The organism is Pseudomonas sp. A-B-19 (assembly GCF_019947515.1).
Lineage (GTDB): Bacteria > Pseudomonadota > Gammaproteobacteria > Pseudomonadales > Pseudomonadaceae > Aquipseudomonas.
The window spans coordinates 96,984-119,622 of the sequence record NZ_JAGYGN010000012.1 but is presented as its reverse complement, the minus strand read 5'-3'; the positions used below and the strand labels follow the sequence as shown (position 1 = coordinate 119,622).

The window sequence follows — 22,639 nt, the reverse complement described above, 5'->3', positions numbered from 1 at the left end:
TCTATCACCGAGGGATTTGATACTTATGCTGCTTCCACTTTTGCGGACTGATGCCGTTCCAGCGAGTGAAAGCCCGGGAGAATGTACTCAGATCGGCGTAACCCAACAGACTTGCCAGTTGCGTCAGGCTGATAGATGAGTCGCTGAGGTAACGCGCGGCCATTGCCTGACGCGTGTCGTCCAACAGTTTCTGAAATCCTGTGCCTTGCGCCATAAGATAGCGTTGCAGGGTGCGCGGGCTGATCATCATGTGCTCGGCAATCTGACCAATCGCGACCTGGCCATTGGCAAGCTTGCTGCGCAACAGCTTTTGCACGTAAGAGGGCAGCTCTTGCAGAGTCACGCGGGCCAGCTCATCGATGTGTTGCTGGGCCAATTGCTGACACCTGACGTCCGTCGCTTCCAGAGGTATCGCTAGCAATGATTCATCGAACACCCACGCATTGACGGGGCAATCGAAGCGCGGCAACACACCCAGTAGTGCACGGTAGGCGCTGCGATTTGCCACGCAACAATGGCGCAACATCAGGCCTCGCGGTTGCCAGGCGTGCCCCAGCAGTTCGCGGAGCAAGCACGCTGCTATCCCCATCGCCAACTCCACCGTCTGACGCACCGAGGCCAACGCTCCATCGGTGATTTCATACAGGAGCAGCGCGTTGCCAGCCTGACGTTCAAGGCGCACTTGCGCGCCGTCGCTATGAACATGGAAATAGCGGGTCAGTAGATTCAGCGCCTCGCCAACGTTGTCGGTGCAGCGCATGGCGTAGAGCAGGGTGCCGAGACTATGCGTGCCCTGGCGTAAGCCGAACTGCAAGCCGAACAAGGGATTGTTCGAATGCACCGCACACAACTCGATCAAGGCATTGAACTGGGCGCCGGAAAGTTGCGCGTCCAGCAGGTCTACAGGCAGATGAACCTCAGCCAGCGCCGAATCCGGATCGATGCCCTGACTGACAGCGAACTCCTTGAACCCTAGCAGAGCAGTACCGCGGACAGTGGACATCATCTCGATCCCCCGAATGAAGCACAGCCTGTGGCCAAGGGAGCACTGGCACGATTTGCAAAATCTCTGGCGCGATCTGCAAAGCGTTCACCCTGGTCCCGAGACCAGACTTGAACCACCAATAACAAAAGACCTGCGTTTGGCCCAAGGCTGGACGATGGAGGTATTCGATGCGTCGGTTCCTGTTCGCTTTCCTGGTGGTCGCGCTGATTTCGGGTGCGCTTTATTTTCAACCTCGGCCCGCTGGCCACACTGTTTTTCATCATTCCAATCACCCACCGGTTGCCAGCATCAGCGATGCCTTTACGCATTTCTGAGGACTAAAGCGTTCTCTCCTGCGCAGAGGAGTGCTGGCGGAACTCACTGCCAGACAACGCTCCATGCAGGAACATCTGCTCCAGTGTTCGTGCTGAATCAGCATTGGCGGCACGTCCGCGCTGTTCGGCATCCACCAGGCCATAGACCAGTGTGATGAAAAGCTCGGTAAAAATCGCCGCAGTGATGTCGATGCGAAACATCCCTTTTTTCTGGCCTCTCAAGAAAAACCCATCCAACGCCTCCAGGTAAAACTGCCAGCGTGTGTCACCCCGTTCGAAGTCGAGGAAGTCAGGGCGGTATTGCGCCATCAAAAAGGCAAGTAATTCACGATGGACCAGGTGCTCCCGGATCAATCGGCGTAGCGCGTCCAACGGTTCCAGGTGCTGCAAACCGGCGCTGCGGATAATCAGATTGAGCGTGCCCTCGGCGTATTTCTCCAGTCGCTGTCCCAGGTTTTCCCGTGTTCCACAGTAACGGTGCAGGGTCGCCTTGCTCACACCTGCCAATTGCGCCAGCTCCTTCATCGTCGCCCGCGGCCGGTTGACGACCGCCACGGTCAGCGACTTGAGCAGATGTTCATCATGGGAAGTCGGGTTCATCACCAAGCCTCAAGCGATGCTCATATAAGGTTCGTATATTTCTCATATGAGACAATATTGACTCATTAGAGTTTCGAAAGTAGCATTCGCGCCAAATTCAATCAAGCTTTGGGTGAGTTATGGACAGTTTGCGTGCAGTAGGGATGGCGGGCTCGCTGGCAGCAGCCATTGCGCTGGCGGGATGTGGGCCGGCGAATGATCAAGCAGGTGTGGCCGAAGTGGCGCGCCCGGTACCAGTATTGGCGGTGAAGACTGAGCCTCTGGCGCTGACTTCGGAGCTACCGGGCAGGGTGGAACCCATGCGGGTTGCGGAGGTGCGTGCACGGGTGCCTGGCATCGTGATGCAAAAGCGTTTTGAAGAGGGCGCTGACGTCAAAGCCGGAGACCTGCTGTTCCAGATAGACCCGGCACCGCTCAAAGCGGCTTTATCGCGCGCCGAGGGTGAGTTAGCCCGAACTCAGTCCGTCGTGCTTGAAGCGCAGGCGCGGGTCAAACGCTATGAACCGTTAGTGAAGATCGAGGCGGTCAGCCAACAGGATTTCGACAGTGCCATGGCCGATCTGCGCAGCGCTCAGGCGGCCACCCGTTCGGCCCAGGCCGACCTGCAAAGCGCCCGCTTGAACCTCGGTTATGCTTCGGTGACCGCACCGATTTCGGGTCGCGTCGGCCGCGCGCTGGTGACCGAAGGTGCCTTGGTTGGCCAGGGCGACGCGACATTGATGGCGCGAATTCAGCAACTTGATCCGGTCTATGTCGATTTCACCCAGTCGGCCGCTGATGCACTGCGTCTGCGCGAGTCGCTCAAGGACGGGAAACTCTCCGCCACCGACAACAAGGCGCTGTCGATTCGCGTCGACGGCACCGCATACGAGCGCCAGGGCGCACTGATGTTTACCGACGTCGCGGTGGATCGCGGCACGGGGCAGGTGTCGTTGCGCGGCAAGTTCGCCAATACCGACGGCGTCCTGTTGCCGGGCATGTTTGTACGCGTGCGCACGCCACAAGGCACTGACAACCAGGCCATTCTTGTGCCGCAACGTTCAGTGCAACGCGGCAGCGATGGCGTTGCACAGGTGATGGTGGTCGGCGTAGACGACCGGGTCGAGTCACGCAATGTGGTCACCGGTGCCATGCAGGGTTCGCGCTGGCAGATCAATGAGGGATTGAAGGCGGGCGACCAGGTGATTGTCGGCGGACTTGCCGGTCTGCAACCGGGTGCCAAGGTCGCACCTGTTCAGCCCCACGCCCAGGCTCAGTCGCCTGAGTCGAAACAGTAAGGGCGCAGTCGCCGCGAGGATATTCCGATGTCTCAGTTTTTCATCAAACGCCCGAATTTTGCCTGGGTGGTGGCGTTGTTCATCTCTCTGGCCGGTCTGCTGGTCATCCCGATGCTGCCGGTGGCGCAGTATCCCAACGTTGCGCCGCCGCAGATCAAGGTGACGGCGACCTATCCCGGTGCCTCGGCTAAAGTGCTGGTGGACTCGGTCACCAGCGTGATCGAGGAGTCGCTCAATGGTGCCAAGGACCTTCTCTATTTCGAGTCGACCAACAACTCCAACGGCATCGCCGAGATTGCGATTACGTTCCAGCCCGGCACTGATCCGCAGCTCGCCCAGGTTGACGTGCAAAACCGCCTGAAAAAGGCTGAAGCACGCATGCCGCGAGCTGTGCTCACCCAAGGGCTGGAGGTGGAGCAGACCAGTGCCGGTTTCCTGCTGATCTATGCGCTCAACTACAAGGAAGGCACCCAGCACAGTGATACGACCGCTCTGGGTGACTATGCCGCGCGCAACATCAACAACGAACTGCGCCGGGTGCCGGGTGTCGGCAAGCTGCAATTCTTCTCCTCTGAAGCAGCCATGCGCGTCTGGATCGACCCGCAGAAACTGGTGGGTTACGGGCTGTCCATCGACGACGTGAGCACAGCCATCCGCGGGCAGAACGTGCAGGTGCCGGCCGGCAGCTTCGGCAGTACACCGACCAGCAGCCAGCAGGAACTGACTGCCACGCTGGCGGTGAAAGGTACTCTGGATAATCCGGAGGAATTCGCACGCATCGTTCTGCGCGCCAACGAGGACGGCTCGACGGTCAAACTGGCGGATATCGCCCGCGTGGAAGTCGGCCAGGAGAGTTACAACTTCAACTCGCGTCTGAACGGCAGACCGGCGGTGGCCGCGGCGATCCAGTTATCTCCCGGCGCCAACGCGATCCAGACCGCGACGGCAGTCAAGGAACGCCTGGCCGAACTGTCGGCCTACTTTCCGGACGATGTGGAATATTCCGTGCCCTATGACACTTCGCGTTTCGTCGATGTCGCTATCGAGAAGGTGATCCACACCTTGATCGAGGCAATGGTGCTGGTATTCCTGGTGATGTTCCTGTTCCTGCAGAACATCCGCTACACGTTGATCCCGTCGATTGTGGTGCCGGTGTGTCTGCTGGGCACGCTGCTGATGATGTACCTGCTGGGCTTCTCGGTGAACATGATGACCATGTTCGGCATGGTGCTCGCGATCGGCATTCTTGTGGACGACGCTATCGTAGTGGTGGAGAACGTTGAACGGATCATGGCCGAGGAGGGGCTGTCACCGGTCGACGCCACGGTCAAAGCGATGGGGCAAGTATCGGGAGCGATCATCGGCATCACCCTGGTGCTGTCGGCGGTGTTCATGCCACTGGCGTTCATGTCCGGCTCGGTGGGTGTGATCTACCAGCAGTTCTCGGTGTCGCTGGCGGTGTCGATTCTGTTCTCGGGCTTCCTGGCGCTGACGTTCACTCCGGCGCTGTGTGCCACGTTGCTTAAACCGATTCCTCATGGACACCACGAGAAACGCGGTTTCTTCGGTGCCTTCAACCGTGGCTTTGCCCGGCTCACCGAGCGTTACTCGATCCTGAACAACGGGCTGGTGTCGCGTGCCGGCCGGATGATGTTGGTGTACGTGGGCATCATCGCGATGCTCGGTTACTTCTATCTGCGCTTGCCGGAGTCGTTTGTGCCCGTGGAGGACCAGGGCTACATGATCGTCGACGTCCAGTTGCCGCCGGGCGCAACCCGTACCCGTACCGAAGCCACCGGTGAACAACTGGAGCGGTTCCTCGCTTCCCGTGAAGCGGTTGCCTCGACGTTCCTGGTGTCGGGCTTCAGTTTTTCCGGGATGGGCGATAACGCGGCACTGGCATTCCCGGTGTTCAAGGACTGGTCGCTGCGTGGTGAAGATCAATCGGCCATGGCGGAAGTCATGGCGCTGAACGAGCAATTTGCCGTGACCAACGACGGCGCAGTGATGGCGGTGCCTCCGCCACCGATTGATGGCCTGGGCAACTCCGGTGGTTTTGCACTGCGCCTGCAGGATCGCGCCGGCCTGGGCCGCGAAGCATTGATCGCAGCCCGCGACCAGTTGCTCGGGCAGGCCAACGGCAACCCGAAAATCCTCTACGCAATGATGGAAGGCCTGGCCGAGTCGCCGCAATTGCGGGTGGTGATCGACCGCGACAAGGCCCGTACCCTGGGCGTGAGTTTCGAGTCGATCAGCGGTGCATTGTCAGCCGCGTTCGGTTCGGAGGTGATCAACGACTTCACCAACGCCGGCCGTCAGCAGCGTGTGGTGGTGCAGGCCGAGCAGGGCGACCGGATGACCCCGGAAAGTGTGCTCAAACTGTACGTGCACAACAGCGCGGGCAATCTGGTGCCGCTCAGCGCCTTCGTCACCACCCATTGGGAAGAAGGTCCGGTGCAACTGGTGCGTTACAACGGTTATCCGTCGATCCGGATCGTCGGTGACGCCGGGCCGGGATACAGCACCGGTGAAGCCATGGCGGAAATGGAGCGAATCGCCGCGCAATTGCCGGCGGGTTTCAGCTACGAGTGGACCGGCCTGTCGTATCAGGAAAAGGTCTCCAGCGGTCAGGCAACACAACTGTTCGCGCTCGCGATCCTCGTGGTGTTCCTGTTGCTGGTCGCACTTTATGAAAGCTGGGCTATTCCCCTGACCGTGATGCTGATCGTGCCGATCGGTGCCATCGGTGCGGTACTCGCGGTGATGGTCGCCGGCATGCCCAATGACGTGTACTTCAAGGTTGGCCTGATCACCATCATCGGTCTGGCAGCGAAGAACGCAATCCTCATCGTCGAGTTCGCCAAAGAACTCTGGGAGAAGGGTTACAGCCTGCGCGACGCTGCCATCGAGGCCGCACGCCTGCGCTTTCGGCCGATTGTCATGACCTCCATGGCTTTCATCCTCGGTGTCGTGCCACTGGCGTTGGCAACCGGGGCTGGGGCTGCGAGTCAGCGTGCAATCGGTACCGGTGTGATCGGCGGCATGCTCAGCGCGACTTTGCTGGGTGTGTTGTTCGTACCGATCTGTTTTGTCTGGGTGCTGTCGATGCTGCGTAGTAAACCGGCACCCACTGAACAACCCGCTTTGACTCAGGAGTGACTCATGCGTATTTCAGCTTTTTCTACGCTGGTGATCGCCATGCTGTTGGGCGGTTGCTCGTTGGCGCCCACTTATGAGCGGCCCGTTGCGCCGGTTGCGGATAACTGGGCGGGTGAGTCGACGAAGCAGGGCAGTCCGATCAACCAACTGGTGTGGCAGACGTTTATCGTCGATCCCGACATGCGCCGCCTGGTGGTGATCGCTCTGGATAACAACCGCTCACTGCGTCAGACGCTTCTGGATATCGAGCAGGCCCGGGCGCAATACCGCATCCAGCGCGCCGACCGAGTACCGGGGTTGAATGCCAACGCAGCGGGCAATCGTCAGCGCTTGCCGGCGGATCTGGCTAACAACGGCCGGCCGGGAGTTACCAGTGACTATCAGGTCGGCCTGTCGCTGCCTGAATACGAGCTGGATCTGTTCGGCCGGGTGAAGAGCCTCAGTGACTCCGCGTTGCAAGAGTACCTGGCCACCGAAGAAGGCGCCCGTGCAGCGCAGATCGCACTGATCGCCGAAGTTAGCCAGACTTATCTGGTTCACGATGGCGCTCAGCGTCGCTTGGATCTGACCCAACAGACCTTGACCAGCCGTGAGTACTCGTTCGCGCTGATCAGCCAGCACCGTTCGAACGGCACGGCGACTGCACTGGACTACCAGGAAGCGTTGGGGTTGGTGGAGCAATCACGCGCAGAACAGGAAAGCAATCTGCGTCAGAAACAGCAGGCCTTCAACGCGCTGGTGTTGTTGCTCGGCACCAAGGACGCGGCGAAGTCGATTCCCGACCGACTGCAGACGGAGCCGATGCTGGTTCAGGACATCACACCTGATACCACGTCGACGCTGATCGAGCGCCGACCGGACATTCTCGCCGCCGAGCATCGACTTCAGGCGCGCAATGCCGATATCGGCGCTGCACGTGCGGCGTTCTTTCCGCGCATCAGTCTGACGGGCAGTTTCGGCACTTCCAGCGCGCAAATGTCCGGTTTGTTCGACGGTGGCTCTCGATCTTGGAGTTTTGTGCCGAACTTGTCGCTGCCATTGTTTGATGCCGGCCGCAACAGTGCAGGGCTGAGTCTGGCCGAAGCCCGCAAGGACTCGGCGGTGGCAGCGTATGAGGGCACGATTCAGACGGCATTTCGCGAGGTCGCCGATGCACTGGCCGCCACCGACACTTTGCGCCGGGAAGAGGCGGCCCGACGCGCGCTGGTCAACACCAGCCGCGAGACGCTGAAACTGGCCAAGGCCCGTTATGAAGGTGGCATTGACAGTCACCTGCGTTACCTCGATGCCCAGCGCACCAGCTTCGTCAACGAGACGGCCTTTATCGAGGTCAGCACTCAGCGGCAGATTGCCTTGGTCGATTTGTTCCGCTCGCTGGGCGGGGGATGGTCATCGCAAGCAATGGCCAGATAAGACGCTGGCAAGTGCTCCTTGGGTTGGCGCACCCAACCTGTTTTTTAGCCCCGTGAACCGTCAGGTCGCGGGGCTCTTTATTTGGAGGAACGAGGAGTGGGGATTATTGGGGGCGTACTACGCCGGCAGCGCCATGCAAGAACATCTGCTCCAGCACATTGGCTGAGTTGGCACTGGCCGCGCGCCCACGGCGCTCCGCATCGACCATGCCGAAGATCATGGTCAGGAACAGTTCCGTGAAGACTGCTGCGGTGATATCGATGCGGAAGGCACCCAATTGTTGGCCGCGCAGAAAGAACGCATCAAGGGCATCGGCATAAGATTGCCAACGGTCCCCCTCACCATTTACCGGGAAGGTGTCCGGGCGATATTGAAAGAGCAGGAAAACCAGCATTTCACGATGCGCCAAATGCTCATTGATCAGACTACGCAGCGCCTGCACCGGCTCGCTGTGCAACAGGTCGGTCGTGGTGGTGATCTGGTTCAGCACCGTCTCACCGTGGCTTTCCATCATCTGCACCAGGTTGTCACGGGTGCCGCAAAAGCGATGCAACGTAGCCTTGCTCACGCCAGCAGCTTCAGCCAGTTCCTTGAGCGTCGCCCGCGGGCGATCAACGATGGCCAGGGCCAGCGCCTTGATGAGTCTTTCGTCTTGGGGAGTCAGGGACATCAGTCGGTCTCGGATCGAATTTCAATGCCGGGAATTGTGCAGGAAAAGCTCATTGCTGCAACGAAAACCACAGAACATGAGTAAATTACTTCATCTGAGACATTATTTACTCAGTTGTTGGCTTTCAAATTTGCCCGGGTTCCGAAGCATTTGAATGTCATGAATTGCAAAATACATGGCGTGATCTGCCAAGCTTTTGCATCGGCCGTTATCCAGAATCGAAACCCTCAATAACAAAAGACACTGCATTTGGCTCCTGCCAAATGACGGAGGTTTTCGATGCGCCCGTTTCTCTTTTCCTGCCTGGCCGTGACCCTCGTCTTTCTCGCCGTCTACTCCATCCATTGCTTCTACTCGTTGGGTGACAACGGTGTTTTCAGCCCGGTGATTTCGAATCTGGTGGCGCCGTCCCATCCGAGTTATCCCGTTGTCAGCATCGGTGAAGTCTTCCGGCGTTTTTGATAATTCGCCGATTGACGACCTGCCTGACACCCATTCAATACCTTGGAAATTCCAGTAAGGGACATCCAATGTGCGACTTGATCCACTACCGTGTCGAAGACGGCTTGGCTTTGATCGGCCTGAACCGTGCACCTGTTAACGCACTCGACCGGTCGCTGCGTGTGGCCCTCATCGAGGCCTGCGAGCGCGCTGCCGCCGACATCACCGTGGGGGCCGTCGTTCTTTATGGCGCGCAGGGGCTGTTCAGTGCCGGTGCCGATATCGAGGAGTTCGGCACCGAGGCCTGTTTCGCCGAACCCAACTTGCCTGGCACCTTGACTCGCCTGAGCGCGATCCATAAACCACTGGTTGCCGCGATTGGCACGTTGGCATTGGGTGGAGGACTGGAGTTGGCTCTGGCCTGTGGCTATCGGATTGGTGCGCCGGGCGCCCGACTGGGGTTGTCGGAAATCAATCTGGGCCTGTTGCCCGGCGCTGGCGGAACCCAGCGCCTGCCCAGGCTGATCGGAGCCGAATCGGCATTGAACCTGATCCTTTCTGGCGAACAGATCGATGCCGAGCGCGCTCGCATGTTAGGCATCCTTGACCGCATCGCCGCCAGCGCCGAACAGTTGCTGGATGAAGCGTGTGCTTATGCCAATGAACTGATCGACTCCTGTGCCCCGGCGCGGCCAGTAGAAGCCTGGCCAAAACCCGCCGAGGATCTACCGGATGATTTCCTTGCGCGTTACCGCGTGGAACACGAACCCCGCTGGAAAAGCCGACTGGCGCCACGTCTGGTGCTTTGTGCGTTGGAGGCTGCCTGTCTGTTGCCGATGAAAGAAGGGTTGGTGCGGGAATTGACGCTTTTCAAGCAGGCTGAAGCATCACGTCAGTCAAGAGCGCTACGCCATGTGTTCTTGGCAGAGCGGGAAGCACAGCGAACTCCGTCGATCGTGCCTGCCGACGCACTGCGCAAGATCGACAAGGTCGCGGTGATCGGTGCCGGCACCCTCGGTGGGGGCATCGCTATGAGTTTCGCCGATGTCGGCATTCCCGTGGCATTAATGGATCTCGATGGTCGCACTCTGGATCGCGGCTTAAGGCGGGTTCGTGAAAACTATCAACGGAGTGTCAAGCGCAGAAAACTGACCGCAATACAAATGCAGCAGCGGATGGAACTGTTGTTCGGCACTCTCGACTACGCAGACTTGTTCGACGCGGACCTGATAATCGAGGCAGTGTGCGAAAAGATGGAAACCAAGCAACAGGTGTTTCTCGCTTTGGAGAAAGTCTGCAAGCCGGGCGCCATTCTCGCGACCAACACCTCGTCGCTGGATATCGCCGCGCTCGCGGCGACTATCTCCCGTTCGCAAGATGTAATCGGCCTGCATTTCTTTAGCCCGGCCAACGTTATGCGCTTGGTGGAAATTGTACGTTGTCAGGCCACGGCACCGGACGTGGTGGCAAGCGTCGTGGACATCGCCAGGCGCATCGGCAAGCTCCCGGTGATTTCGGGAAACGGCGCAGGTTCCATCGGCAATCGCATGCTCGAACCTTATGCCCGCGAAGCCCATCGACTGGTACTGGAGGGTGCGACACCGGTACAGGTCGATGCTGTGCTGACTAGCCTGGACTTGAACATGGGTGTTTTCAGCATGCTCGACTTGGCCGGTATCGACGTGAGCTTCCTGATGCGCGACGCCAATCGTGAGGCCATAGCCCATGACCAAAGTTACTGCTGCTTAAGCGAAGAACTGTATGCCTTGGGGCGATACGGCCAGAAAACCGGACGTGGCTTTTACCTGTACGAAGGACGCAATCGTACGGTAGACGGAGAAATCGGCACGCTGGCTGAGCAGCTTGCCCGTGAGCTCAACGTTCCCCGGCGCAGCATTGAAGACCTGGAGATCCATGATCGTTGCCTGTTCATGATGATCAACGAAGGTATCCAATTGCTGGACGAAGGCATCGCCCAGCGCGCCAGCGACATCGATTTGGTGTGGATCAACGGCTACGGCTTTCCAGCCCATCTCGGCGGCCCGATGCATTACGCAGAACAGTTGGGCCTGGACACAGTGCTCTCTCGCATCCACCACTATCGCCACGCGCTTGGCGAATACGGCGAGATGTGGTTCCGGCCGGCAGCGCTGCTGGAACGTCTGGTCGCCGCTGGCAAAACCCGTATCGAAAAATTCTGAAAAATCCTCTTTCTCCGGAGGAGGGCGAGTCATGAGGGCGACCACGCATCAACCTCATCCTGGACCGATCCCGGAGGAAGGGGCCTGTTTCCTGTAAAACGCGCTAGCGCAAGACGTACCGTCATTCTTTTCGAGGTGTATTGATGACTCACGATTTCGCCCAGAACTTTTCCCTTGCCGACCGAACCGTGTTGATCACCGGTGCCTCCAGCGGCATCGGTGCGCACCTGGCTCGAGTCGCCGCTCGTGCCGGCGCCCGGGTGGTTCTGACTGCGCGGCGCCTCGACAGGCTTGAACAAGTGGCCATGGACATTGAGTGGGAGGGCGGCCAGGCGCTGTCGGTCGCACTCGACGTCACCGACCGGGCCAGCGTAGAGGCGGCCTTCGACACCGCCGAGGCGCACTTCGGGGTAGTCGACGTAGTGCTCAACAATGCCGGCATCGGCAATGGCCAACGCCCGCTGGACATCGGTGAGGAAGATTGGCGTGCAATGCTGGCGACCAACCTCGACGGTGTCTGGCGTGTTGCTCAGGTCGCAGCGCAGCGGCTGGTTAAAGCAGGACGTAGCGGCAGCATCGTCAATATTGCCTCGATACTTGGTTTACGAGTTGGCACCGGCTATAGCCATTACTGCGCCGCCAAAGCAGGCGTAGTGCAACTGACCAAGTCGCTGGCGCTGGAGCTCGCGCGCTACAGGATTCGCGTCAACGCCATAGCCCCGGGCTACTTCAAGACGGAAATGAATGAAGCTTTTTTCGATAGTGACAAGGGCATCAACTACATACGTGAGCTGATTCCCATGCGCCGATTAGGCGAACTCCACGAGCTGGAAGGGCCGTTTCTACTCCTCGCCAGCGATGCCGGTGCGTTCATGAGCGGTAGCGTTCTGGCAGTGGATGGAGGTCAATTGGTCAGTAGCTTGTAAGCAAGTTCGATGACAAGGCTTGTGCTCAGACAGAGTCGCCAGCTGCAACCATGATCTGGTTGAGCACTGACTTGCCATACTTCACCGGTACCTCCAACAGCTATATCCGCCACAGCTCAACAAATCACTCAGGCCCCGGCGATCACCCACCGGGGTACAGGTTGATGATCGTCAGGTAGATACGGATCGAAATGTTCAGCGGCTGGCCACTAATAGCGCTACAGCTTCGCAGGCCGTTTCAGTTTCTGCCTCCAGCCGCGCCAAGTTTCCATGAGCGGACCAGGCGATGATCAGACCATCTACAAGGTGAACCAACAGTCGACTTGTGGCTTTCAAGAAGGTCTTGTCGAATTGCGTACCGATGGCTTTTTCCATGGCCTGTTCCGTTGCTTCTATCGCTACCGCGTAGATCCTGCTCGCCATCTCGGGGTTGTTGCGCATGGCCCAGAAGAAAAGCTCGGTTTGTGCCTTGGCTATGTCGGGGTTGGTGGAGAACCACGTGACTAATTGACGAAGCATTTCTGCTGTCGTTTCGGCTGCGGTAGTCCCCGCAGGCACGTTCGTCAGGGCCTGGTGTGGCAAGTTGAAAAGAGACTCATAAACCGCATAGAGGAGGTCGTCTTTTGTATGAAACACGTAGTGCAGCGACGCGAGAGGGCAGCCTGCGGCAGCGGCAATACGTCGAGTCGTTGCATTGGCAACCCCATGTTCAGCAATCACTTTGACAGTGGCTTCCACGAAGTCCTGTCTACGCAATTCAGCGCCCACTCTGGCCATAGTCAAGCAATCTCCTTTGTTACTGCAGTAGCGCGTGCCTGGGGTTCGGCGTCAACGCCGGCGGATGCTACCGCATGACTGGTCTGCGAGTCATGAGCCGATGTGGATCGGCGCACGGGTTTTTGTTGCCAATGGCACACGTGAATAGCTCACTCCAATACGGTGATAATTCGTAACAGTCGTTTCGTAAATTCCCAGATTGGTGCGGCCTGCTGACACAAGCTGGTGCTTCGGTGAGTAAGCAGTGCTGCCTGGCCGATGGAACAAATTTCTAACGTATTGATAATTAAGCTAATTCATTTTATTCCCATGGTTTGGCATGTGGTTTGCTTTGTGGTCGATTGACTTGGTCAAGTGATCAAGTCAATTGATTATAGAGTGTGGCACAGCCCGAGTCTTCCCCCCCAGGAAGGTCGCGCCGCCGGTTCCAGCCCCCTTGAGGATCTTCCAATGAATGAAGTTATTGAGCGGCCATGCGCCGGCATCTCCACCAGAAGTGGAGTCAGGCATCTGATCGTGGCATTGGCAGCAATGGCTGCTATCGGCACTGTTCAAGCTGCACAGAAGGATCCTGCGCTGCTCGGTACGAATCTAACGCCGCTGGGAGGGGAAGTCGCGGCAAGTGCTGATGGGGTCATCCCGGCCTGGACGCCACCCGGTCCGCAGGGCGGTGGCTGGACTTATGGCCAGGTGCGTGGTCAATCCTGGAAATTCAAGAACGACAAGCCGCTTTTCAGTATCGACTCCAACAATGTCTCGCAATATGCGAACAAGCTTTCACCCGGTCAGGTTGAACTGTTCAAGAAAATCCCGGGCTATCGCATGGACGTGTATCCGACCCGTCGTAGCTGTGGCGTGCCCGACTTTGTCGCTGATAACACCAGGAAGAACGTCGGGTTCGCCACATTGGACGCCGATGGTCTGGCCCTGAAAGAAGCTCATGTACCCGGTATTCCATTCCCTATGCCGAGCACCGGTGCCGAGGTGATGTGGAACATGAAAATGCGCTACCGCGGCGTTGGTTTCGATATGTCCAAGACCGTTTCCGGGATATCGCCGCGCAAGGGGGGGAACGACTGGCTGCGCACTTCGACGGACTGGTTCATGTATACGCCATGGGGAGAAAAGGGCAGTGCGTTGTTCTCTTCCTTCGATCGCCTGGAAGTCGCCACTTATTTCTCCTATCTGGATCCTGCTGCCCTTGCCGGACAGGCCGGTGTGGTGACTACCAAGGCTGGCGAACAGGCGACCACGTTCTATTACTTCCCCGGCCAGCGTCGTGTGCGTCGCATGCCCGCCTACTCCTACGACTCTCCGCAAATTGGTCTCGATAATCAGTACACCATCGATGAGTCGAACGTGTTCTTCGGGCCGATGGACCGCTTCGACTGGAAGCTGGTCGGCAAGCAGGAGTTGTTGGTGCCCTACAACGCCTTCGGGGCCTATGACGCCTCTGCCAACATTGAGAATGTGGCCAAGCGTGATTACATCGCGCCCGAATCACGTCGCTATGAATTGCATCGTGTCTGGGTCGTCGAGGCCACGGTTCGCCAGGGCATGCGCCACCAGGCTCCGAAGCGACTCTTCTACATCGATGAAGATAGCTGGAACGCTCTGATGGCCGTCGACTACGACAAGCAAGGGCAAATCTGGAAAGTTCGCGAAGGCTATACGATCCCGGTCTACGAGACAGGCACCTGCGATATGGAGGCACAGGCGCAGTACAACCTGGTTGACGGTCGCTACCTGTACGACATGACGTCTGTCGGAGTGGGCAAGAACGATCACCGCTGGCTCACCGAGAGTACCGGCAACCCCCGCCTGAAGCGTGACTTCTACACCTCCGACAACTTGCGTGCCATCAGCGAACGCTAAAAAGCGATCGATCGAGAGCCATCATGAAAAAAATAATCACAAAAGCATCAGGCCTTGTCATCGCGTGTGCAACCCCTTTGGCAATGGCGTTCACGTTTGAAACCGAGAACATCCGTGGTTCATTCGATTCCACCATCGCCGTGGGCATGGGCCTGCGCACCGATTCGCAATCCTGCAATCTGGTCAACACCGGCGCTACCGGACACAACCCGCCCAGTGGTTGCCTGGCACAAACTTCAGGTATTGGTGATCAGGGCAACTTGAACTACGACAAGGGTGACCTGTTCACCAACTACATCAAAGGCTCCCATGAGTTGCTGCTGAAGCTACCGGAGGACTTCACCTTCATGGCACGTGGAAGCTGGATTCGTGACTTCGCCGCCACCGATACCACCGGCGCCCTGTCTTTCAACACACCTGCGGGCGTTGGCAGCGATGGTCTTACCAATGATGCGCGTGACGACCTGGAATTCAAGGCTCGCCTGCTCGACCTGTGGGTGAGCAAGAGCTTCGATGTCGGCGATCAGCGCGTACGGGCTCGCTTGGGCAACCAGGTGATCAACTGGGGTGAAAGCCTGTTCGTGGTGGGTGGCATCAACAACACCAACGCTTACGATTACCAGGCCCTCGCGCGTCCTGGTGTCCAGCTCAAGGAAGCCGTGCTGCCAGCCCCGATGCTCAGCCTCGCTTCGGGTCTGGGTTCAGGTCTGAACATTGAGGCCTACTATCAGTTCGGCTGGAACAAGAGCGAGCTGCCGCCCGTTGGCAGTTACTGGTCGACCACTCACGGGCTCGGTGAGGGCATGGAGTCCTACGGGTTCGACGATAAGGATGCTCGGAATAGCGGACAGTGGGGCATCTCGCTGCGTTGGCAACCGGATGACACCGATCTCAATCTCGGCCTTTACGTGATGCGCTATCACGAAAAGCTGCCGTCGCTGACGGTGCAGGTGCTCGATCCGGAGACCTTCGCCCTTTCGCAAAAGTGGGTATATCCGGAAGACCGTATGCTCTATGGCATCAGCGCCAACATGCCGATTGGCGACTGGGCTGTCGGCACGGAATTGTCCTACCGTCCCAAGGATGCGGTGCCACTCAACCCTGTCCTCGATCTCTGTGCAAACAATGGTGGCAAATGCTGGGACGACCAGAAAAAATTCCAGTGGCACCTGACCGGCCTATACAGCCTGACACCCTCCAACTCCCCCGGACTGCTTGACTTCACCGGCGCCAGTACGGGCACCCTCCTGTCTGAATTGGTGGTCGTGAAGTATCCCGATCTGCATGACAGCGTCGACGGTGAGGTGATCTCCGCGGGTTTGAACACCTGGCAGTTAGATCCATCGACCCCGCCGACGGCCAAGGGCAACAAAACCTCATCCGGTGTCAATGTGGATTTCAGCCTCACCTATGACGGGACGTTGCTTCCAGGTTGGCAGGTTACGCCTGGGATCTTCTATTCGCGCTCCCTGGGCGGACGGACACCCAATCTGTCTGCAACCTTCACCGAGGGTGCCAGCAGCATGAACCTGTATTTGAACCTGGTGCGTAACCCTGCAAGTTGGCAGGTCTCTTTCAACTACGCGAAATTCATGGGAGGCGATACCCCCTACGATCAATTGTTGGGTGATCGCGACTATGTCGGTTTCGTGATTTCGCGCACTCTGTGAGGCACGTCGTGAATACTTCTGTAAAAGTGCCCGTCAAACGGGGGCGTGGCGTGCTGCCTCGCATCGAAAACTGGCTTTTCGGGCATCGCCGGCCAGTACTGGCGAGTCTGGTCATCTTCACTCTGATCATGGCCTGGTTTGCTATTCAGTTGCGTATGGATGCCGGCTTTGAAAAGCAGCTGCCCATCGGCCATGAATATGTAGAAACGTTCGAGGCGTACCGCAATGACCTGTTGGGGGCGAATCGCCTGACCATCGTGGTCAGGGCTCGCGCAGGCAAGATCTGGAGCGAGACAGCTCTCAAGCGTCTGTATGACGTCACTCAGGCAGTCACCTTTCTGCCCAATGTTTCGCGTAGCAGCGTGCGTTCGTTATGGACGCCGAACGCTTTCGTCAACGAGATAACCGAGGAGGGCTTCCGTGCAGATCCACTTGTACCGGGTACGGTAACCCCCGAACGCCTCGATGATGAAACCATTGCCAGGATCGCCGATTCGACGGCTCAGGGGGGCTTTATCGGCACGCTGGTCTCGCGGGATCAGAGCAGCGCGATGATCACCGTCGAACTCAACGAGTTTGACGCCACTGGCGCGCGCTTGGACTATGTGGCCTACAACCAGGTCCTGGAAAAGCAAATTCGTCAGCAGTTCGAGGACGGTGATTTCGAAATTCAGATCATCGGCTTTGCGAAGCAGATCGGCGATATTGCCGATGGCGCGTCTGCAGTATTGGAGTTTTGCCTGCTGGCATTGCTGCTGACGGCCGCTGCGGTGTACTGGTACTGCCACTCCGTACGTTTCACTTTGCTGGCACTGGGGTGTTCATTGGCGTCGCTGGTCTGGCAGTTTGGCAGTCTAAGGCTGCTTGGCTATGGTCTCGACCCGCTTGCCGTGTTGGTGCCCTTTCTGGTGTTCGCCATCGGCGTGTCCCATGGCGTGCAGCAGATAAATTTCATCGTGCGGGAAATCGCCCATGGCAAGTGCGTCGAGGAGGCGGCGCGTTCCAGTTTCAGCGGTTTGCTGATCCCCGGCACGCTGGCTCTGGTGACGGCCTTTGTTTCCTTTGTAACGCTGGTGCTGATCCCGATCCCGATGGTACGCGAGTTGGCTATCACCGCGTCGCTCGGTGTGTCCTACAAGATCATCACCAATCTGGTGATGTTGCCGTTGGTGGCGTCGATGCTGCGGGTCGACGGTAATTACGCCGCGACCGAGGAGACCTCGCGTCAACGCCGTGCCCGTTGGTTGCATGGACTGGTCAGGCTCACCGAATGGCGTAATGCCAAATGGGTGCTTTGTGTTGCATTGCTCGTCTTTCTCGCGGCGGTCTGGCAAAGCCATGACCGAGTCGTTGGTTCCCTGCAGGCAGGTGCACCGGAATTGCGTGAGGACTCTCGCTTCAACCGTGATGCAGTAGCCATCGCCAGCAACTACGACATCGGCCTGGATTGGCTAAGCGTCGTCTTCGAGGTCAATCCAGGCACGTCTGGTGACGGCGCTTCAGTCGCCTGCGAAGAGGTCGCCTTGGGTCAATACCAGGATCGCTTTGTGTGGGCAATGGAAGGCGTACCCGGAGTGGTGTCGGTTGCCGCATTTTCCACCAGCATGCGCCAGTTCAACGAGGGTTATAACGAGGGCAATCCGAAAATGAATGCGGTGCCCATCGATCCTGCGAACTACTCCTCGTTGGCTACCGAAGTGGCTCGAATTCCGGGAATCATGCGTTCTGATTGCAGCATGGCCGCCGTACACCTGTATCTGGCAGACCACAAGGCAACGACTATCAACAAGGTGATCGAAGCAGCCAAGGCCTTTCGTCGCGAATTCCCGATGCCAGGGGTGACGGTGCGACTGGCCTCGGGTAATGCAGGGGTGATCGCAGCCATCAACGAGGAAGTTGAAAAAAGTGAGACACCAATGATGCTGTATGTCTATGCCGCAATCGCGCTGCTGGTATTTGTCGTTTATCGAGATCTGCGCGCTGTGCTGGTGTGCTGCCTTCCTCTGACCATTGGCACCTTTATCGGCTATTGGTTCATGAAGGAACTACAGATCGGTCTGACCATCGCGACGCTGCCGGTGATGGTATTGGCGGTTGGCATCGGTGTTGACTACGCCTTCTACATCTACAACCGCATGCAACTGCATCAGTCCCTGGGCCTACCGATCGCCAAGGCTGTCGAGCACGCTTTGCTCGAAGTCGGTGTGGCAACCATCTTTACTGCGATTACTCTGGCAGTCGGCGTCGCCACCTGGGCGTTCTCCGACCTCAAGTTCCAGGCCGATATGGGCAAGCTGCTCGCCTTCATGTTCATGGTCAACATGGTCATGGCCATGACCGTGTTACCGGCTTTCGCAGTCTGGCTCGAGCGGGTATTCCCACGTAAGCGCGCTGTGCGCATGGTCGGCGCACTGGCGCACTGAGGAGAAAAGCGACATGCGATACATGATTTCATTCATGGGGACTTTACTCGCTGCAGTGCTGCCACTGGTCACACTTCAGGCGTCTGCATTGGAAGCTGTGCCGGCAGTCCCTTCGAGCAACGCCACGCAGGCCACCTTTCTGGATGCTGCATGGGCAAAGGATCGTGTGGTCGCCGTTGGCGATCATGGCATGGTGTTGCTTTCCGATGATCAAGGGAAAAGCTTCCATCAGGCAAGCTCGGTACCGCTGTCCACGCCACTGACCGGTGTTTCATTCGTCGATTCCAGGCAAGGTTGGGCGGTTGGTCACTGGGGGGCGATTCTGGCCAGCAGCGACGGCGGTGACTCCTGGCAGATTCAACGACTGTCCAGCAATGAGGATCGGCCACTGTTCGCTGTGCATTTTTTCAACGCCGAACAAGGTGTCGCCGTCGGCCTTTGGTCACTGGTGTTGACGACCGATGACGGCGGGAAAACCTGGGATGAACAGAAGCTTAAAGCCCCGCCAGGATCTAACCGTGCCGATCTCAACTTGATGGGGCTTTTCGTCGACGCTCGCGGCAGCGTGTATGCCGCCGCCGAACGAGGCCAGGTGTTGCGTTCCGATGACTTTGGGAAAAGCTGGAGCTATCTGGATACCGGCTATGAGGGCACGCTTTGGTCGGGAGCCGTGTTGGCCGATGGCACCCTGCTGGTCGGTGGCCAACGCGGCACACTTCTGCACGGCACCGCGGACGGACAGGTTTGGCAACGCGTGCCCCTGGAGAGCAAGAGTTCGATCACGGCCATCGCCGTGTCAGGAAAGCAGGTAGTCGTGGTCGGTCTGGATGGGCTGATGGTACGCAGCAGCGATGGAGGAGGGAGTTTCCAGGAGCAGAAGACACCCGATGGCGTTTCGCTGACGGCTGCATTACTCAGCGGCAATGACTATCCCGTTCTGTTTTCTCGACGTGGTGTGGTGCCGGTACAAATCAAGTAAAGGCATCTCTCGAGACGTTGCTAGAACGGCGAGTTGTTGACTCTGTTCTTTGACCCCATAGCTGATTTTGATTCCTCCCTTTGAGGGACCTCGTCGGATCGACGTCCGGTCCCTTTTTTTTTGAAATCAGCCAATCATGAATTCGACTGTTTTTAAGGCGGACCCATGTTTTCCGGAAGAAAGCTCAAGCGTCTGGCTGAAGAGGTCAGCTCGCGAATATCGTCGCTGTTGAGTGGTCAGCCAGCCCCCCATTTCAAAGGGGGTTTGATCAACAAATATCCATGGTTGGCTGACAGCTTCGATGGGCTGGAGCGGCGGCTCAACCATCAGCAGCATAACAGTGCTGGTCAGAGATCAGATGACTCTGAAAGTGCCCTGGTCAGTGATCTGAAAAATTCTCTGCAAGCCGCTCGGGATGAAATGCACGAGCTTCAATGTGAGATCAAGGAGAGCAACCTGAAGCTGTCCGATCTGAATGAGCAGTTGGTTTCATGCAGGGAAAAGGAACAGGTCTGGGAGGTGACCAAGAATGCGCTCACAGAGGTTTGCTGGGAGCTGTTTATTGTTGACGGAAATCCGGATCACCCTGAAAACCAGCTTTGCTGGTCGAAGCAGTTCCGCGAACTCGTGGGCTATTCGGAACAGGATTTCAAGGATGACTGGGAGGGGTATTTTTCAATCGTCCATCCGGATGATCTGAAGCAGGTCATGAAGGTAGTGACGCAATACCTTGATGCCGCAGACCCTTCCGCAGGCTATACGGTCGAGTACCGAATGAGGCACAAATTCAAAGGCGATATCTGGTACCGCGAAAGGGGCCAGGGCGTGATGGATCGCAGTGGCAAGCTCCGCCGCATCATCGGGGCCGTACGTGATATCTCGGACGAAAAGCTCGCCCAAACGATACGCGCTCGGGAGTTGGCTGGCATACAGGCGACTTACGAACAGATTTCGCAGGTCGTGAACGTGATCAAGAGCATCACTGACCAGATCAACATGCTCGCCCTCAATGCAGCAATCGAAGCGGCACGAGCCGGTGATGCGGGGCGCGGATTTTCCGTAGTGGCGGATGAAGTGAAGAAGCTCGCAGGCAGAACTCGAGAAGCTACTCAGACGATTCAGGAAATGCTCTCTTCAAAGGCGCATTAGCCATCTGAGAGGGCGTCCTTTAGGGGCACCCTGTATAGCGGACTGATGTGCGCGCAAGTGTCCATTGCTCCCACAACCTGCATGTCAGGAACCCGCTGGATCGGCAGGGCACCTCGTATTTTTGGCCTGTTGTCAGGTGGTGCCTGCGCTGGGTCTTCCATCTCCCGGTTGAACGACTGGCGAACCATAAAGGGTCGCTTTCAGGGAAAGTCTTGTGCACGATTATTATTAACATAACAGTCGTTGCGTAAAATAAAACTCCTTGTTAAAGTCGACAAAACAACAAAAGACCCCCAGGAGGTCGAACATGAAAGATTCCAAGGCTGGTTCCTGTCCGAACGACGGCTTGGCCGTCGCCAGAGGCCTTCTGGGCGAAACGCCAAAGGCCCCATCCACACTCGAACTCAACTGCTTGGGCGGCCGCCAGCCAATGACTTGCGGGCCGGTTCCGGCGAGGGTGCTCTGATGATTACGCTCAAATCCACCATGACGTTGCCGGCTGCCGGGTTGTCCGGTTTCGAGCCCCCCCTGAGCGAAGAGGAAGCAGCGATCCAGGCTTCGGTACACCGTTTCTCAAAGGAGGTGCTGCGGCCGCTGGGTCGTGAACTGGACCGGATGAAAGCCGAGGAGGTCATCGCTCCTGGCTCGCCTTATTACTCACTCTTCAGTGAGTTCGCCAAGCTGGGACTGGATCCCGCGCTGCTGGCGGAGCTGCCGCCGGAAATGGCGGTGCGGATCGAATCCATGATCGGTGAAGAGCTTGGCTGGGGTGATGCAGGTCTGGCGGTTTCTCTCGGCTGTGCCGGTTTCCCGCTACAGATGGCGGCCGCTGCCGGCAACGCTGAACTGGTGGAGCTTTGTCAGGGCCGAATCGGTTGCTGGATGGCCACCCAGCCTGATCGAGGGAGCGACAATCAACTCTTCGATATAGCGCGCGATTGGCCTGCGGGGCAGCAAGCTAACATCGGCAACCTGACCGCAAAGGTCGTCGGCGACGAGATCATCATCAATGGACAGAGCTCGGCCTGGGTGTCCAATGGCGCAGTAGCGCAGGTCGCCTTTGGCCTGATGTGCGCCGACTACGGCGACGGCTTTTTCGATAGCAACGGACTGCCCCATGGCATCGCCGTGGTCATCCCGCTGGACCTCAAGGGGGTTTCCAAGGGCAAGCCGCTGGACAAGATCGGGCAGCGTTCCTTGCCTCAGGGAGAGATCTATTTTGACAGTGTGCGGGTACCTCGGCGCTTTGCCATCGCCGAGCGGGATGCCTACTACGGCGCCGTCAGCTCGTCCTGGTCCTATGCCGGTACTCACATGAGCCAAGTCTTCACTGGCGTCGCTCGGGCAGCCTTCGAGTATGCGCTGCAATACTGCCATGAGCGTCGCCAGGGCGGTCGGATGTTGATTGACCACCAGATGACGCGCCTGCGTCTGGGCGAAATGCTGCGCCGCGTAGAGATCGCCCGCGCCGTGGCTCGTCGTTCGCTGAGCTTTGCTCGTCTGTCGCCGCAAACCCACCCTTACGCCACTGCCTCCGCCAAGGTCACGGTGACTGAAGAGGCGTTGGCCGTTGTCGAGGAAGCCTTCCGCCTGTTCGGGGGTAACGGGACGACGCGCGAATACCCGATCGAAAAGCTGTTGCGAGACACACAGGCCGCTTTGATCGAAGACGGGGAAAACCGTGTCCTGACCATGCGTCTGGGGTTGCTGGCCCAGCAGCTCTACGCCGAAGGCTGGGCCCAGGGCTGAGCCGACCAAA

Annotated in this window: 17 protein-coding genes; 13 read left to right on the top strand and 4 right to left on the bottom strand. The window is 58.1% G+C overall.

Annotation, left to right across the window (positions count from 1 at the left end):
* Window positions 1-4: 4 nt before the first annotated feature.
* A complete protein-coding gene (locus KGA81_RS15590) occupies window positions 5-1,006 on the bottom strand; it encodes an AraC family transcriptional regulator (RefSeq protein WP_223547083.1) in 1,002 nt (333 codons plus the stop codon).
* Window positions 1,007-1,173: 167 nt separating this feature from the next.
* Here KGA81_RS15590 and KGA81_RS15585 point away from each other — a divergent pair, with 167 nt between their 5' ends.
* Complete coding sequence (locus KGA81_RS15585; protein WP_223547082.1) at window positions 1,174-1,320, top strand: hypothetical protein; 147 nt, start codon at window positions 1,174-1,176, stop codon at window positions 1,318-1,320.
* A 3-nt stretch (window positions 1,321-1,323) separates the two neighbouring features.
* Here KGA81_RS15585 and KGA81_RS15580 read toward each other — a convergent pair whose 3' ends face one another.
* On the bottom strand, window positions 1,324-1,920 hold the full coding sequence (locus KGA81_RS15580; RefSeq protein ID WP_223547081.1) for a TetR/AcrR family transcriptional regulator: 597 nt from the start codon (window positions 1,918-1,920) through the stop codon (window positions 1,324-1,326).
* A 119-nt stretch (window positions 1,921-2,039) separates the two neighbouring features.
* Between KGA81_RS15580 and KGA81_RS15575 the strand changes: the two genes are divergently transcribed.
* From KGA81_RS15575 to KGA81_RS15565, 3 genes are read left to right on the top strand one after another with little or no spacing between them, the layout of a single operon-like run.
* Window positions 2,040-3,197 carry a MexC family multidrug efflux RND transporter periplasmic adaptor subunit gene (locus tag KGA81_RS15575; RefSeq protein ID WP_223547080.1) on the top strand — a complete coding sequence of 386 codons (1,158 nt, stop codon included), beginning with the start codon at window positions 2,040-2,042 and terminating at the stop codon, window positions 3,195-3,197.
* A gap of 27 nt (window positions 3,198-3,224) precedes the next feature.
* Window positions 3,225-6,356 (top strand): efflux RND transporter permease subunit, encoded by a 3,132-nt coding sequence (locus tag KGA81_RS15570; RefSeq protein ID WP_223547079.1) that lies wholly within the window; start codon window positions 3,225-3,227, stop codon window positions 6,354-6,356.
* A gap of 3 nt (window positions 6,357-6,359) precedes the next feature.
* On the top strand, window positions 6,360-7,769 hold the full coding sequence (locus tag KGA81_RS15565) for an efflux transporter outer membrane subunit (protein WP_223547078.1): 1,410 nt from the start codon (window positions 6,360-6,362) through the stop codon (window positions 7,767-7,769).
* 103 nt (window positions 7,770-7,872) lie between these two features.
* On the opposite strand, the gene KGA81_RS15560 is transcribed toward KGA81_RS15565, so the two are convergent.
* Window positions 7,873-8,439 (bottom strand): TetR/AcrR family transcriptional regulator, encoded by a 567-nt coding sequence (locus KGA81_RS15560; RefSeq protein WP_223547077.1) that lies wholly within the window; start codon window positions 8,437-8,439, stop codon window positions 7,873-7,875.
* 279 nt (window positions 8,440-8,718) lie between these two features.
* Between KGA81_RS15560 and KGA81_RS15555 the strand changes: the two genes are divergently transcribed.
* From KGA81_RS15555 to KGA81_RS15545, 3 genes are all read left to right on the top strand, one after another.
* Window positions 8,719-8,901: a hypothetical protein gene (locus tag KGA81_RS15555; RefSeq protein WP_223547076.1), complete on the top strand. Its 183-nt coding sequence runs from the start codon at window positions 8,719-8,721 to the stop codon at window positions 8,899-8,901.
* 68 nt (window positions 8,902-8,969) lie between these two features.
* The gene (locus KGA81_RS15550) at window positions 8,970-11,081 is read left to right on the top strand and encodes a 3-hydroxyacyl-CoA dehydrogenase NAD-binding domain-containing protein (protein ID WP_223547075.1); all 2,112 of its coding nucleotides are present in this window, start codon (window positions 8,970-8,972) and stop codon (window positions 11,079-11,081) included.
* Between the two features lie 143 nt (window positions 11,082-11,224).
* A complete protein-coding gene (locus tag KGA81_RS15545; protein ID WP_223547074.1) occupies window positions 11,225-12,007 on the top strand; it encodes an SDR family NAD(P)-dependent oxidoreductase in 783 nt (260 codons plus the stop codon).
* A 195-nt stretch (window positions 12,008-12,202) separates the two neighbouring features.
* Here the strand turns inward: KGA81_RS15545 and KGA81_RS15540 are convergent, their stop codons facing one another.
* On the bottom strand, window positions 12,203-12,784 hold the full coding sequence (locus KGA81_RS15540; RefSeq protein WP_223547144.1) for a TetR/AcrR family transcriptional regulator: 582 nt from the start codon (window positions 12,782-12,784) through the stop codon (window positions 12,203-12,205).
* Window positions 12,785-13,234: 450 nt separating this feature from the next.
* On the opposite strand from KGA81_RS15540, the gene KGA81_RS15535 reads away from it, so the two are divergent.
* The 6 genes from KGA81_RS15535 (at window position 13,235) to KGA81_RS15505 (ending at window position 22,629) form a co-directional block, all read left to right on the top strand.
* Entirely contained in the window at window positions 13,235-14,659 is a 1,425-nt protein-coding gene (locus KGA81_RS15535) for a DUF1329 domain-containing protein (RefSeq protein WP_223547073.1), read from the top strand.
* Window positions 14,660-14,682: 23 nt separating this feature from the next.
* On the top strand, window positions 14,683-16,329 hold the full coding sequence (locus KGA81_RS15530) for a DUF1302 domain-containing protein (protein ID WP_317850790.1): 1,647 nt from the start codon (window positions 14,683-14,685) through the stop codon (window positions 16,327-16,329).
* A gap of 8 nt (window positions 16,330-16,337) precedes the next feature.
* Window positions 16,338-18,752 carry an efflux RND transporter permease subunit gene (locus KGA81_RS15525; RefSeq protein ID WP_223547071.1) on the top strand — a complete coding sequence of 805 codons (2,415 nt, stop codon included), beginning with the start codon at window positions 16,338-16,340 and terminating at the stop codon, window positions 18,750-18,752.
* 13 nt (window positions 18,753-18,765) lie between these two features.
* Window positions 18,766-19,731: a WD40/YVTN/BNR-like repeat-containing protein gene (locus tag KGA81_RS15520; protein WP_223547070.1), complete on the top strand. Its 966-nt coding sequence runs from the start codon at window positions 18,766-18,768 to the stop codon at window positions 19,729-19,731.
* 165 nt (window positions 19,732-19,896) lie between these two features.
* Window positions 19,897-20,880 (top strand): PAS domain-containing methyl-accepting chemotaxis protein, encoded by a 984-nt coding sequence (locus tag KGA81_RS30080; protein ID WP_317850789.1) that lies wholly within the window; start codon window positions 19,897-19,899, stop codon window positions 20,878-20,880.
* Window positions 20,881-21,345: 465 nt separating this feature from the next.
* Complete coding sequence (locus tag KGA81_RS15505; protein ID WP_223547069.1) at window positions 21,346-22,629, top strand: acyl-CoA dehydrogenase family protein; 1,284 nt, start codon at window positions 21,346-21,348, stop codon at window positions 22,627-22,629.
* The last annotated feature ends 10 nt before the right edge of the window (window positions 22,630-22,639 follow it).